The sequence below is a fragment of the Brevibacterium sp. genome, from assembly GCF_031179145.1.
GTDB lineage: Bacteria > Actinomycetota > Actinomycetes > Actinomycetales > Brevibacteriaceae > Brevibacterium.
Map to the genome: position 1 here is coordinate 40,172 of NZ_JAPSIB010000019.1, position 13,779 is coordinate 53,950.

At 66.6% G+C, this 13,779-nt stretch carries 10 protein-coding genes and 1 tRNA gene; 5 read left to right on the forward strand and 6 right to left on the reverse strand.

All coding sequences use genetic code 11. From position 1 onward, the window contains the following. Positions 1–68 precede the first annotated feature (68 nt). The 3 genes from RIT73_RS13855 to RIT73_RS13865 are packed head-to-tail and all read right to left on the reverse strand — an operon-like array spanning position 69 to position 1,311. On the reverse strand, positions 69–305 hold the full coding sequence (locus RIT73_RS13855) for a hypothetical protein (RefSeq protein WP_309132677.1): 237 nt from the start codon (positions 303–305) through the stop codon (positions 69–71). Continuing rightward, entirely contained in the window at positions 305–1,000 is a 696-nt protein-coding gene (locus RIT73_RS13860) for a hypothetical protein (RefSeq protein ID WP_309132678.1), read from the reverse strand. Before RIT73_RS13860 ends, RIT73_RS13855 begins: the two co-directional genes overlap by 1 nt. Continuing rightward, positions 1,000–1,311 (reverse strand): helix-turn-helix transcriptional regulator, encoded by a 312-nt coding sequence (locus RIT73_RS13865; protein ID WP_309132679.1) that lies wholly within the window; start codon positions 1,309–1,311, stop codon positions 1,000–1,002. Before RIT73_RS13865 ends, RIT73_RS13860 begins: the two co-directional genes overlap by 1 nt. Before the next feature lie 219 nt (positions 1,312–1,530). Between RIT73_RS13865 and RIT73_RS13870 the strand changes: the two genes are divergently transcribed. The 3 genes from RIT73_RS13870 to RIT73_RS13880 all read left to right on the forward strand — a co-directional run bounded on the left by RIT73_RS13870 (position 1,531) and on the right by RIT73_RS13880 (position 3,824). After that, a complete protein-coding gene (locus RIT73_RS13870; RefSeq protein ID WP_309132680.1) occupies positions 1,531–2,145 on the forward strand; it encodes a hypothetical protein in 615 nt (204 codons plus the stop codon). A gap of 104 nt (positions 2,146–2,249) precedes the next feature. After that, positions 2,250–2,681 (forward strand): ImmA/IrrE family metallo-endopeptidase, encoded by a 432-nt coding sequence (locus RIT73_RS13875; RefSeq protein ID WP_309132681.1) that lies wholly within the window; start codon positions 2,250–2,252, stop codon positions 2,679–2,681. Positions 2,682–2,714: 33 nt separating this feature from the next. Further along, positions 2,715–3,824 carry a site-specific integrase gene (locus RIT73_RS13880; protein WP_309132682.1) on the forward strand — a complete coding sequence of 370 codons (1,110 nt, stop codon included), beginning with the start codon at positions 2,715–2,717 and terminating at the stop codon, positions 3,822–3,824. Between the two features lie 54 nt (positions 3,825–3,878). Here the strand turns inward: RIT73_RS13880 and RIT73_RS13885 are convergent. Continuing rightward, positions 3,879–3,967, reverse strand: a tRNA-Ser gene (locus tag RIT73_RS13885). 362 nt (positions 3,968–4,329) lie between these two features. Here RIT73_RS13885 and RIT73_RS13890 point away from each other — a divergent pair. Both RIT73_RS13890 and RIT73_RS13895 read left to right on the forward strand, forming a co-directional pair. Continuing rightward, positions 4,330–6,474 carry an LCP family protein gene (locus tag RIT73_RS13890; RefSeq protein ID WP_309132683.1) on the forward strand — a complete coding sequence of 715 codons (2,145 nt, stop codon included), beginning with the start codon at positions 4,330–4,332 and terminating at the stop codon, positions 6,472–6,474. After that, the gene (locus RIT73_RS13895; protein ID WP_309132684.1) at positions 6,471–8,540 is read left to right on the forward strand and encodes an FAD/NAD(P)-binding protein; all 2,070 of its coding nucleotides are present in this window, start codon (positions 6,471–6,473) and stop codon (positions 8,538–8,540) included. Before RIT73_RS13890 ends, RIT73_RS13895 begins: the two co-directional genes overlap by 4 nt. 58 nt (positions 8,541–8,598) lie before the next feature. Here the strand turns inward: RIT73_RS13895 and RIT73_RS13900 are convergent, their stop codons facing one another. Both RIT73_RS13900 and RIT73_RS13905 read right to left on the reverse strand, forming a co-directional pair. Beyond that, positions 8,599–10,917: a YhgE/Pip domain-containing protein gene (locus RIT73_RS13900; RefSeq protein ID WP_309132685.1), complete on the reverse strand. Its 2,319-nt coding sequence runs from the start codon at positions 10,915–10,917 to the stop codon at positions 8,599–8,601. Then, positions 10,914–13,724, reverse strand: coding sequence for an MMPL family transporter (locus RIT73_RS13905; RefSeq protein WP_309132686.1), 2,811 nt, complete (start codon positions 13,722–13,724; stop codon positions 10,914–10,916). The genes RIT73_RS13900 and RIT73_RS13905 overlap by 4 nt, the downstream gene beginning before the upstream one ends. Positions 13,725–13,779 lie beyond the last annotated feature (55 nt).

A 13,779-nucleotide genomic window follows, 5' to 3' on the forward strand; every position in this document is an offset into this window, starting at 1 on the left:
CGGGACACCGATGTACGCGGCAGCCTCAGCGGGCTTGAACACCCTCGTCCTCGGAAGCGTCGAGAGAGTCATGCTGCACCTCGCTGCACGTAACCGAGAGCCCTCGTCCGCGGGATGCCCGGCGAGCGCCTGTACATGGCTACGGCGCGTTTCAGTGCGTCACCGGAGATGGGTGCCGCGCCAGATACTCCGCTGCCGAGCACCGTTGTGAGAACGAGGGTTCCCTTAGGTCCGGGACTGACCCGCAGGTGTCTCTGTGCGACCTTGAACGCATTGACGTCGGCGGCGACGTTGCGAGTAGCCATCAGGCCGCACCTCCCTCGGTGTCGGCCTCTCCCCCGGTAGGCTTCCGGTTACCACACCCACAGTCCGAGCAACCGCCCGGGCCACCACCCACCGAGGGAGAAGAATTATGAGCGTTCTCATCCATTACGGCGGTAAGACCTACAGCCTTGCCCCCGAGTACGATTGCCACGCCGTGACGAATAGCCTCCTGCGACGTTCCAACCACGTCATCAGGAAAGCCGACCGCCTTGAGTTCCGCGATGATCCGCTTGTCGAAGGCAGTCCGGACGACTTCCAGCCCTGGGCCTTCTTCCGGCTCTCCGATGGTGGCGAGATCAACATCTGGGTCCATGACGGCATGGAGATAGCCGTCGAAGACACCGAGAGCAGCGTCGCACCGGAGACGGAGGCTGAGATAACACGCGACCCATTCCAGTAGGTCGCCTCTCGCGTCCGTGTTCGGCAGATCCATGAGATGGTCTCTCAACTCCCTGACCGCGGCGCGAGCATTCGTCGCTGCCGCCGCTCGTGGCTCTTGGCGGCCACGACGATCAGCAGATTCGAAGTACCGCAACTCGTTGACCGGCGATACACTGGTGTCTGACATTGGTTCACCTTTCTGGTGTCTCGAAGCCCCTGGCACTCCACTGCTGGGGGCTTCACTCATCTCTGGATCGGTCGGGAGGTCGTCGTCGACGCGGTAGAACCCGTTCATCACGCCGCCTCCGTCTTCTTGTTTCGACCAGCTGCACCGGCTGATTGTTCAGTTGGATTGTCCACTCGGGTCAAAAAAAGATCCTCGACGCCGACCTGCAGAAAGTGAGCGATCCGCAGGGCGGGCGTGGTGTCGAGAGTCTTTGCGGTCCCCTTGAGGAGCCGACCGAGGTAGCTGTGCGACTTCCAGCCGGCAGCTTCAGCGAGCTGCCGCTGAGAGACGCCCTGGACGATCATGAGCCGGGCGAGCTTTTTGCGATCCCGCAGCTCCATCCAGATCCCTCCTAGTTGATAGATCTTCGTTGTAGCCATAACCATACAGTCCTTCTGTCCAGGTGTCCAGTTCTTCTACACATCATATTCATACCGGTGCCCACTGCGCAACTGTTTTCTTTCATGCACTCCCCTGCATCCGCGCGGTTTCGCCCATCGTGTCCCCCGAATGCTTAGACTTTCTAGTGTCCAGTCATACTGTCTGCGCGGTGCCCGCTCTGGTTGCCGCACGTTACTTGCCTCGGAAAGATGTGCCCTGTGAACGACGGAAGAACCCCGCTAGGTCGAGTCATCGACGCGGCTCAACACGAGAACGGCTGGTCACTCAACCAGCTCGGCGAGCGCGCCAAGGAGCTCGGCCTCAAGGGGCTCACGAAGTCGAACATCAGCAATCTGAAGCGCGAGCAACAGCAGCAGATCAGCACGAACACTCTCAAGAATCTCGCGGTCCTCATCCGCGTACCCGAGAGAGTGATCGTCGAGGCCGCCATCCGATCGACCAACCTCGAATACCCGGAACGCACTACTGCCGGCGCCACCGAGGCGATCGCGAACGACCTGCACCTGTCTGCGCGGGACAAGCGCATTCTCCTTGCTGCCATATCGGCAATGAGAGAGGAAGTAGGTGATGGCGATGCAGAAGCCACCCCACTTAGCGAAGCCGGCGGGACGCCGGCTCCAGGTGGGATTATCGACCGAGATAATCCCACCTCAGGAGAGGACGACGGCGCTGGCGACGTGCACCACATCGGCGAGCGCCGTCGGATCTCGCCTGAGAAGATGGCTCGGATCGAGGAGCTGCAGCGCCGAGGCGATGCGGCGACCGATGAGGAAATCGACACTATGGCCGCTTACGAGCCCGACGAGGACTGAGTCAGAGCAAGGCGTCTTTCCGATCCCGGTTCAATGACGGGAGATGAGGCGGGCGGGCGGGGTGAATTCGACGCCGACCATGATTCGAACTAGTGTTCGACTGCATGAGTACCATGCCACACCCGTGGAGGACTCTGAGTCGGCTTGACGACGTCGTTGTGTGCTGGCGATCGCACCTCCCGGGACGTAAGCACGCGGCCACCGACGGTCGCAACACCATCTGGATCCTGACGGGTCTGACTCAGGCACAGCGACGATGCGCACTGCAGCACGAACTCGTCCACCTCGAGAATCGACACACCACCTGCCAGGACGCACGCACCGAGCTGCTCGTGCGGCGCGAAGCCGCCCGACGTCTCATCACCACCTCAGCGTTCTTCGACACCGGCATATGGGCGCGGAGCCTCCACGAGTGGGCCGAGGACCTCTGGGTCACGGTCCCCGTCCTCCTCGACCGCATCAACCACCTCTCCCCCACTGAGCAGCTCATCGCTCTCGACTACATCAACGCCGCCCGCGAGCGCGGGGCGGACTAGTGCGCCCAATTTCGGGCAAGGAAGGATCCGATCATGGCGAAGGCCGTGGCGTATGAAACCGACGCTGGTAGGCGCTACATGGTGCGCTATCGGAAACCTGACGGTAAGCAGACGAAGAAGCGGGGCTTCAAGACGAAACGTGAGGCCGAGGCCTGGGCGGCGACCGTGGAAGTGTCGAAGCAGCAGGGCACTTTCATCCCCGAGGAGCTGGGCCGGGTCAAGGTCGGCGATCTGGGGTCGGCGTGGATTCGCCGTCAGTCGGACTGGAAGGAGTCGTATGCCTACACGATGCGGTCGACGTGGTGGGCGCACGTGGAGCCGAGGTGGGGCAAGACTGCGATCGCGGACCTCAACCGCGTGGATGTCGAGGATTGGGTGTCGACGCTGGGCCGGTCGAACTCGGTGGCATCGAGGTGCGTGACGATCCTCAACGGGATCCTCGACGACGCGGTGTCCCAACGCCTGCTGCCCATCAACAGGGTGGGGAAGGTGGCGTTACCCCGGAAGGATCCGAAGGCGCGGGTCTACCTCACCCACCAGCAGGTCGCCGACTTCGCGGCCGCCGCAGGCGAGCGCGGGGTGATCATCCACGTCCTGGCGTACACGGGACTGCGCTGGGGTGAGCTGGCCGGTCTGCACGGGCCAGACATCGACACGGTGGGTCGTCGGATCAGCGTCAACCGCAACGCCGTGCAGGTGGGGTCGAAGATCGTCGTGGGCTCGCCCAAGACTCACGAGCTGCGGACGGTCCCGGTGCCGCGCTTCCTCGCGACCAAGCTCAAGGACCACATCAGGCCGGGGATCGTGTTCCCGGACGGGAAGGGTGGCTACGCGCGGTCGCCGCGGGCGTCGGAGACGAAGCGCTCTTGGTGGCGCACCGCGGTGATCGACTCGAAGATCCCCGAAGTGACTCCGCATGATCTGCGGCACACTGCGGCGTCGCTGGCGGTGCAGTCCGGTGCGCACGTCAAGGCCGTGCAGCGGATGCTGGGTCACAAGTCGGCGGCGATGACGCTCGACGTCTACAGCGATCTGTTCGACTCGGATCTCGACATCGTCGCGGATGCTATGGAAGCCGCGCGATTGTCCGCGTTGAAGCAAATTGTGCCCAATGCGTGCCCGCCGGGCACAATCCACACATGACGAGACCCCCGCCTTCCCAGTGATTTACTGGTCAGACAGGGGTCTCACACAACGCGGAGCCGGTGGGATTTGAACCCACGGTCCCCAGTTCAAGGGACTTCACCTTAGCAGGGTGACGCTTTCGGCCGCTCAGCCACGACTCCAGGATCAACTCGATGGCACTCGATGATGAGGCCGACGAATCGGCAGTTCGCACTGCTCGCACTAGCCTATGCGAAAAGAGTCGAGAAGAGCAAAGCGCAGCTCTGCAGCATGGCCTTGCTCACACTCCATGGTCTTTGCAGCACCCGCCGTCGCGCGTGATTTCGGGGGCGCGGATCGCCTCTTCTGGCCGCGTCCACCGCAAATCCAGGATTCATCAATCTACAGGCGTAAAATCGATCCGTAATGCTCTGCGGTCTGTTCTTCCGAGAGAGTTGCCCACGACAATCGGAGGTCATCTCACCTGCTTGTGGTCAAGCGCACCGAGCACCCCGTGAGCTGTGAACGTTGAGGAGTTAGTAACTTGCCAGAGATCCCACCTGACAAGCACGGACCGACCGGGAATGATCCCCAGTCCGGAGCTGCTGGTCGCCGTCTCAAGGCATCTTCTCGACCCCGATTCCGCGGCGAGTCCACCGCGAGCGACGACGACTCGACGCCTTCGACCCCCTCCTCGGGCACCGACTCCTCCACCACCGAACAGAAGGCGCCGACCCCGCGCCCCGTCGCACCGAGAACACGGCGCGAAGCGCGGATGCTGCGCGCCGCTGCCAGCGGCGGCGCTGCAGCCAACGGCACTTCGGCCACCAGCGACTCGACATCCTCCAGCAATGCCGCATCCGCAGGGCGCACCGAAGGACCGGCCGCCTCGGCGCCGAGATCAGCCGCTCCCGCAGCCGCGGGCCATCGACCACCCGAGGACTTTGCACAGGAATCGCAGCCCCGCACTTTCAGCGATACCCCCGCTACGACCGCCTCGGCGCATACCCCCGGCGACAAGCACGGGACCGGCGACCATGAGACCGCCGCCGCTTCCACTGCTGTCCACCGGCATTCCTCGCGGGTCGGCGAGACGTTTCCCAGCCTCGTCGGCTGGACTTCGCTGAGTGCGCTGCTGCCGGGCATCGGACTCCTGCGCACCCGCTTCCGCTCTCTCGGGTGGGTCTTGCTGGCAGGCTTCGCCATCACCGTCATCGCCGTGCTCGGCTATCTCCTCATCAAGGGGCCGGTCCAGGCGATCGGCACCGTCGTGTCCAACCCGACACTGCTCAATGTGATCGCCATCGGAGTCGGCATCGTCGGGCTGATCTGGGTCGCTGTCATCGTCGTCTCGCACCTCGGTCTGCGCAGGGGGAACCGTTACACTCCCTGGCAGAACAAGCTCGCGGGCGTCCTCGTGCTGTCCCTGGCTCTCATCGTCGGCATCCCCTTCGGCGTCGGCTCCGTCTTCGCCCGGGTCCAGAGCGAAACCGTGGCCAGCCTGTTCGGCAGCAGCACCGGCTCCGTCAAAGCCGCAGAGGACCTGTGGGCCGACCAGCCTCGCATCAATGTCTTCCTCATGGGCCGCGACAGCGGATCCGGACGCACCGGCACTCGACCTGACACCATGCTCGTGGCCTCGATCGACACCCGCACCGGCAATGCTGCCCTCGTCTCCGTGCCGAGGAACCTCGCATTCCCGATCTTCCCCGACGGCACGCCCCTGGCGGAGCAATGGCCCGACGGCTTCCGTCCCTCGGGCGACTCATCCGTCGACCTCATCAACTCCGTGTGGGAATGGGCCGAGGCCAACCCCGACGCGGTCGGACCCACCGACGGGCTCGACCCCGGCATGGTCGCGACGATGCAGGCGGTGCAGGGTTCCCTCGGCCTCGACCTCGACTACTGGGCGTCGGTCGACATGGCCGGATTCGAGGACGTCGTCGACGCGATCGGCGGAGTGGACATCGATGTCGAACGGCCGATCCCGATGGGCGGCGGCAAGTCGATCAACGGCATGCCCAACAAGGTCAACGGCTGGATCGATCCCGGTCAGCAGACCCTCAAGGGCAAGAAGGCCCTGTGGTACGTGCGCTCCCGCCAGGGCGCGGACAACTACGACCGGATGTGCCGCCAGCAGCGCATGATCAAGACGACGATCGACCAGATCGATCCCCAGGAACTCGCAGTCGCCTACCCGAAGCTGGCCAACTCCGCGACCAAGAACATCGCGACGTCGATCCCGCAGAACGAGATCCCGGCCTTCATCGAACTCGCCCTCAAGATGAAGAAGGGCTCAGTCACCTCGGTGCAGATCAACAACAACGTCACTCCGACGTTCAACCCCGACTTCGATGTGCTTCACAAGTGGATCGACGAGCAGGTCAGTGATTCCTCCGACGGCGCGGAGCCCACGGCCAAGCCTTCCGCGCAGACGGAGGAGAAGAGCCCCACAGACGGTGAGACGAAGGCGCCGGTGGAAGGTGAGACCACCGACAACCAAGCAACGGAGGAGTCTCCTGCTGACGCTCCTGCGGGAGCCCAGACCGCCGGTGGTGAGCAAGAGGACGAATCGACGGCGAAAAATCCCGGACAGGCCAACGCCGAAGGCAAATGCCTGCCCGACGGCTACAAGCCCGGCGACCCCTTCCCCGGCTACCCCGGTCCCGGCACCGGAGACGAAGGGTGAGCGGGGCCGAACCCCAATCGGTCGCGATCATCGGAGCAGGCCCTCGGGGACTCAGCGTCCTCGAACGGCTCGTCGCCCTCGCCGCCGAGCGCACCACCGGCCCGGACATCGTCGTCCACCTCATCGATCCCTATCCTCCCGGAGCAGGGATCGTGTGGCGCACGGATCAGCCGGAGTCCCTGCTGATGAACACGACGATCGCGGAACAGACGATCTTCCCCGACGCGAGCTGTGAGTTCCTCGGTCCCGACGCCGCACCCACCGGCCCGTCCATGGCCGAGTGGTACCGGTCCCAGGGCGGCACCGAACCGGTCGATGCGACGTTTCCCAGCCGCAGCCTCTACGGCCGCTACCTGCGCGACGCCTATGCCCTGATCAGCGACCGCGCCCCTGATTCCGTCGAGATCGTCGAACATCCGACCCGCGTCGAATCCGTCATCGACCTGCCGCCCGTCGAGGTGCCCGGCCACGCCGAGCAGACCCCGGACACTCCGCCCGCCCAAGTCGTACGGTGCGAGGACGGCACCACGATCGTCGCCGCGGCAGTCGTCCTGGCCGTCGGGCACATTCCCAGCGCCCAGAACGAGGAGCGCGCCCGGCTCGCCGCCTATGCCCACCGCACCGGCGGGCTCTACCTCCCCCAGGGCCTGCCGGCCGAAGCCCCCGTCGCCGAGGTGCGCCCCGGCAGCCGTGTCATCGTCCGCGGCATGGGGCTCAACTACTTCGATCTGCAGACCCTGTTCACTCATGAACGCGGCGGCCGGTACGTACCCGATGCTCCCGGCGAGCTCCGGTATCTGCCCAGCGGGGCCGAACCGTGCCTGTTCCTCGGCTCGCGGCGCGGAATCCCGTACCGCAGCAAGCCGATCACCCGCGAGCATCCCAGGTCATTCGAACCTCTGCGCTTCTTCACGAAGGAGAACATCGCTCTCCTGGCCAACCTCGATGACCTCGACGAGGGACACCGCGCCCATGCCCGGTTCAACGACCAGCTGTGGCCGCTCATCCTCGCCGACCTCCGCTTCGCCTACTACCGCACCCTCTCGCGACTGCGGCCTGAGGTGTTCGACGGCGATCCCGGTCAGCTGCGCGAGGCGATCGTCGAGGCGGTCTCACGGCACCTGACCCGGCGTACGTGGCAGGAGACCCACCCCGACGCCGAGGCGGGTTCCGCACAGCACCCGTCCGAGGCCGCTCGCCCCGGACGTGTCACCCACGAGGCGCTGGCGTGGGCGGAGATCGAGGAGACTCTCGTCCCCGACCCTGCCCATCGGAAGTCGCTCCACCAGCTGCTCAACCCACTCGACGGCCTCGAGTTCTCCTCCCGCGAACCCGGTGTCCCCGGTTCGCTGCACGATTGGATGGTCGACTTCCTCCGCACTGACCTGCACAGCTCCCTGGCCGGGCCCGAGGGCAGCCCTGAGAAGGCCCTGTTCACGGTGCTGTGGCAGGCACGCCTGCTGCTCAAGGAGCTCATCGTCGCCGGCCACATCGATCCCGTCAGCGTCGACATGGAGATCTGCGGCTGGTTCGAGAACTTCGTCTCCGGAATCTGCGACGGTCCCCCACCTCAGCGCATCGCCGAGCTCCTGGCGCTCGCCGAGGCAGGCATCGTCCGCTTCATCGGCCCCAATATGCGCATCGACGCCAACGAGGAGCCGGAGTCCATCGCCGAGGACACCCTGCCGCAGGTCTTCCGGGTCACCTCGGCGGCGGTGTCCGGTGAGATCACCGGCAGCGTTGTCATCGACGCAGCCTCGCCGACGAACTCCGTCACCCGGGCCGCCGACGTCCTCATCAACGGAATGCTCGAGCGCGGTCAGCTCGCCGCCGCCCGCCTGACACTCGACGATGGCAGGCAGACGATGCTCAACGGGCTTGCGGTCACTCCTCGCCCGTATCGGACGATCGATGCCGAGGGCAACCCGCACCCGCGGCGCTTCGCCCTGTCCCTGCAGCTCTCATCCGTCCAGTGGGGTCTGGCGATCGCCGCGAACCCGAACTCGAACGCGACGACCCTCTGCGATTCGCATGCCGCCGCCGAGGCGATCCTCGACCTGATCTGAGCGGGCAGCGGTCCTTGATGACCGATCTCAAGGCACTCGAGTCGCCTCAGCGCTGTCGTCACGCCATGGCGAAGGCGGCTGCGGGCTTCGCGGTCCGGGCGCGGACGATCGCCAGCAGCGACAGCACTCCTCCGATGATCGCCCAGGCGAGCAGCCCACCGTAGGCCGCTGCCACGCCGGTGGTCCCTGCCGAGATCGCCGAGAATCCATTCAGCGCCGGCGTCAGCGGCAGGAGTGGCGCCACAGTGTGGAAGAACTCGGGCACAGCCCCGATCGTGCGCCCGGCCACCGCCAGCACGAGGGCGATCACGGACACGAAGCGACCGGCTCCCCCGAGCCAGGCCACGAGGGCGAAGTTGAGCACCATGAACACCATCGCCGAGGCGAAGGTGAGCATCACGATCCCGACGGCCTGTGAGGCGTCGACGTCCATCACCCAGGTGGCCAGGCCCGCGAGTACCGCGGCTTCGACTGCTCCGACCGCCAGACCAGGTGCGAGTCCGCCCAGCCAGACGGCCGGCGAGGACTGCGTCGACAGCAGAGTCGATGCCGGGATCGGCCTGAGCACGGTGTAGGTGACGAGGCCGCCGATCCACAGGGCCAGCATGATGAGCAGCGCGATCGTCGACCCCTGCAGCAGGTTGGGCAGGGAATCGGCGCCCGGCGTCGTGACGGGCGCGGAGACCACCTCGGCGAGGGTGTCGCGTTCGGGTGCCGTATAGGAGGGCACCTTCTCCGCACCCGATTGCACGCCCTCGGCGAACTTCCCCATTCCCTCGGCGTAGTCCTTCGTGCCCGCGCCCAGGGTGTCGAGGCCTGCGGCCAGATCACCGGCGCCGGTCGCTGCGCTCGAGACTCCCGATACGTATTGATCGAGTCCGTCGGTGAACTTCCCCATCCCGTCGTCGAGCTTTCCGGCGCCGTCGCTGAGTTGGGACGACCCCTCCGCGGCTTGGGCGATACCCTCGGTGAGGCCGGGCATTCCGTCAGCCAGCTGCCGGCTCCCATCGGCCAGACCGGAGGCGCCGCTGCGCAGACCCTTGGACGCCTCAAGCAGCTCGTCGGCGTTGTCCGAGATGCCCTTCATGCCTTCGGTCAGATCGCCCAGCCCTTCTTTCAGCCCTGAGGCCAGGGAGTCGATCCCGTCGAGCAGAGAGGTGCCGTCGTGCTCCTGCTCCAATCCGGCCGCCGCCGAGTCGAGGGCGCCGGACGTGCCGCTGAGCAGACCAGTGGCGTAGGCCTTCTCCAGTCCCCGGCACATCTCATCCGAGGTGCCCGCCGGGCACAGCTGGGCCCGGACCTGCGAGGCCTCACCGGATGTGAGCATTCCGGCCGAGACAAGCGAGTCGAGTCCTGTCATCGTGCCGCTGCCGGCTAGGTTCCGCGCGTCCTCGGCGTTCTTCTCCAGTCCGTCGCGGTAGGCGTGGAGTCCCTGCGAGAGCCCTTCGGCGCCGTCGACGACCTGGTCGAGGTCGCCCGCTCCCCCGCCGCCGGAGCCCTTGCCGCTGAAGCCCCTGATGATCTCGTCGATGGACTTCGTGTACTCGGTGACGCCGTCGGAGAGTTCGCCGGCCCCCTCGGCCAGCTTGTCCGTGTTCTTCGGCAGGTCCTTCGTCGACGTCGACATCGTGTCCAGCCCGGCGGAGAGACCGGAGGCACCGGTGGCCAGGTCTCCGGTGCCCTTCTTCAGGTCTCCGGCTGCGGTGCTCAGCTCTGAACCGCCGGTGCCGAGTTCGCTCATCCCCTGCGCCAGGTCCCCGGCGCCGGTGGCGGCCTCGGTCGTTCCCTGTGCGAGCTGGTCCGCGCCCTTGTCGAGTTCTCCGGCGGCCTCCCCGAGATCGCGCATCTGGCTGCCCATGTCGTTGAACCCGAGGTAGATGTTGCCGAGATAGCTCTTCGTCATCTCGGTGTTGAACGCGGTCCGGGCCGCTTCGGCGACCGCCCGGGAGATCAGGGTGTCGGCTGCCGGCGCGACTCCCGAGACGTCGACGTCGAGCTGTGTCCTGGTGGCCGTGGCGGCGTCGCTGACCGAGGTCACGGAGCGGGAGAATCCGGCGGGAATGGTCAGCGCAGCCGCATATGTCCCATCCGCCAAACCGTCCTTCGCCGCAGCGGCATCGGTGATCTCCCAGTCGATGCCGGCATCCTCCTGCGCGACCAGGCCGCCGGTCAGCTGCCTGCCCAGGGGCACGGTCTGACCGTCGACCTCGGCGCCTTGGTCATTGTTGACGATCGCGGCGTCGATCGAGTCGAGGCGGTCGCTGCTCTTCCACGTGGCCAGGATGAAGCCGGCGGCCACGATGATGGGGATCAGCACCAGTCCGAGGAACGACACCCAGGTGACGGGGGTGTCCGAATTCGCGCGTTCGAGCCTCATGCCTGTGCACCTTCCAGTTGAACGATGGTCGTCGCGTCGAGATCGAGGTGGAGGACGTCCGTGGACGGCGGCGCCACCTCGGCGAGGTCCTCGGTGCGCATACCGAGCACGACCGCGCCCCCGGAGCCCCGCACCTCGGCGATGAGTTCCTGCAGTGGGGCGGAGAAGTCGGAACCGTCGACGAGGTCGATGACGACAAGCTCCGGTGCCGAGGTGCGCAGCCGGGTGATCTCCCGTGCCCACTTCCCGTGGCCGAGGACGTCCCGGCGCAGGTAGGGTACGGCCCGGCGCACCCGGCCGGCATGTTCGGGCAGCACCCATTGCCCGATCTTCATCTCCCCCGCGCTCAGCGGGAGGCGTCCGGAGACGGCCAGCAGGAGCGCCGCCCGCGCCTGGCCGGTGACGGTGAGGAGCTGTCCGGGCAGCAGTGCGAGGTCGACATGGGCGAAGCCCTGCCGGTCCGGTCCGGCGCCGATGTCGCGGCCGTAGATCCGGTACGGCGAGTCAGGCTGCGGCCAGTCGCGCAGGGCCACCTCGTGGGCGAGCCCTTCGCCTTCGACGTCGAGTCGGGGCAGCCGCTTCTCGAGCCAATTCGGCAGCCACCATGCCTTCTCTCCGAGCAGCGCCATGATCGCCGGCACCAGTGACATGCGCACCAGGAAGGCGTCGACGAAGATGCCGACAGCGAGCGCCAGGGCGATCGATTTGATGATCGGCTCGCCGGTGGGCACGAAGGCCGCGAACACGGAGAACATGATGACGGCCGCGGCTGTGACGACCCGGGCTGAGCCGAGGTAGCCGACCCGGATCGCTTCCCGCGCGCTCGCGCCGTGCACCCAGGCTTCGCGCATCCCGGAGACGAGGAACACCTCGTAGTCCATGGCCAGGCCGAACAGGATGCCCATGAGGATGATCGGGAGGAAGCTGATCACCGGACCGGTCTGATCGAGTCCCAACGGCCCTGCCAGGTATCCGTCGTGGAAGACGAGCACCACCGCACCGAACGAGGCGATGACGCTGAGCAGGAACCCGCCGGTGGCCTTGAGCGGGACCGCGATGGAGCGGAAGACGATGGTGAGCAGGATGATCGAGAGTCCCACGACGAAGATCCCGAAGGGGATCAGGGCCTCGCCGAGGCGATCGGAGACGTCGATCTGGATTGCCGTGGCTCCCGTCACCGAGGTGTGGAACCCGTACTCATCCTCCACTCTGTCGCCGATCGCGCGGAGGCGTTCGACGGTGGCGAGGGTGGCGGGATCGGCCGAGCTCGTCGTCGGGATGATCTGGAACAGGGCCGTGGTGGCATCCTCGTTGGGGGTCGCCAGCACGACTTCGGAGACGCCCGGATCGGCGGCGATGAGCTTCTCGATCCGCTCGACGTCGCCGAGCGGATCATCCGAAGTCACGATCTCACTGGTCATGATGAGTGGACCGTTGAAGCCGGGGCCGAAGTGCTCGTCAATGAGGTCGAAAGTCGTCCGGGCGGGCGTCCCCTTCTCCTGGCTCCCGGCATCGGGCAGGGAGAGTTGGAGCTGCCCGGCGGGAACGGCAAACAGGGACAGGCTGCCTGCGATGACGACGATCGTGAGCACCGGAGCCGTCGTCACGACCCGCAGCCACCCTGTGAAGAACCGGTCCATGACCGTCCGCCGAGGTGGGACGCCGGCCCCAGCGGTCGCCTCGGCCGCGGTGGTCCCCGCGGCCCCAGCGGTCGCCTCGGCCGCGGTGGTCCCCGCGGCCCCAGCGGTCACCTCGGCGAGGTCATGCCGTCCCCGGCGCCCGCGCGGCCGCGGCCTGATCCTGTCCTTCGCCAGCCCGAGCAGGGCGGGGATCATGGTCAGGGCGATCAGCACTGCGACGGCGACCGCGCCGGAGGCGGCGATGCCCATCACGGTGAGGAAGGGGATGCCGGCCAGCGACAGCCCGAGCAGGGCGATCATCACGGTCAGGCCGGCGAAGATGACGGCGGAGCCCGCGGTGGCGGTGGCACGGGCGGCTGCCTCGAGGGGGGCGTGGCCCTCTGCCTGCAGGCTCCTCGCGCGGGAGACGATGAACAGCGCGTAGTCGATGCCGACCGCGAGGCCGAGCATCAGCGCCAGCATGATCGAGGTCGAGTTGATCGAACCGAAGGCGGTGGCGCCGACGACGAGGAGCACGGAGATCGCCACCCCGATGAGCGCAGTGAGCAGCGGCATCCCCGCGGCCCGGAAGGAACCGAGGGTGAGCAGGAGGACGAGGAAGGCGATGAGGACGCCGATGCCCTCGACCCAGGACACGTGGACGCCGGTGATCTGGAAGAGCTCGCCGCCGGCGTCGACCTGCGCGCCGGGCAGCGCGCTGCGGGTCTGCCCCAGCGCGTCGAGGAGTCTGTCAGGAGCGTCCTCACCGACATCCTGCTGGGTGCCGTCGTACTGGACGGAGATCAGGGCGGCGGACTCGTCGGCGCTGATCGTGCCCTTGACCGTCTCATCGAAGGGTGAGGTCACGGCCGCGACATGCGGAAGGTCGCCGAGACGGTCGACGGCGTCCGCGATGGCGTCGCGGTAGTCGGGATCCTCGACGCTCTCACCGTCGGGCGCGACGACGATGACGGTCGCGGACACGCCTGATGCCGAGGGGAAGGTGGCGCGCATCGAGTCGAGAGCCACCTGGGCCTCGGAGCCCGGGAGGGTGAAGTCGTCATCGAAGTCATCGGCGAAGAGCGCGACGCCGGTGGCGACGAGAGCGAGGACCGCCAGCCAGCCCGCGATGAAGCGCAGTGGGGCGCGGTAGGCGCGGCGGCCCAGGGCGTAGAGGAACGTCGACACAGCAGACCTCGATGCAGATTCCGTTGATGTTTCGATACATTCCTGTATCCGATAC

Bases quoted from the DNA above. Each gene is read 5' to 3' on its own strand.
- RIT73_RS13855 (WP_309132677.1), bottom strand. From the start codon at position 305: ATGGCTACTCGCAACGTCGCCGCCGACGTCAATGCGTTCAAGGTCGCA.
- RIT73_RS13860 (WP_309132678.1), bottom strand. From the start codon at position 1,000: ATGAACGGGTTCTACCGCGTCGACGACGACCTCCCGACCGATCCAGAG.
- RIT73_RS13865 (WP_309132679.1), bottom strand. From the start codon at position 1,311: ATGGCTACAACGAAGATCTATCAACTAGGAGGGATCTGGATGGAGCTG.
- RIT73_RS13880 (WP_309132682.1), top strand. From the start codon at position 2,715: ATGGCGAAGGCCGTGGCGTATGAAACCGACGCTGGTAGGCGCTACATG.
- RIT73_RS13875 (WP_309132681.1), top strand. From the start codon at position 2,250: ATGAGTACCATGCCACACCCGTGGAGGACTCTGAGTCGGCTTGACGAC.
- RIT73_RS13900 (WP_309132685.1), bottom strand. From the start codon at position 10,917: ATGAGGCTCGAACGCGCGAATTCGGACACCCCCGTCACCTGGGTGTCG.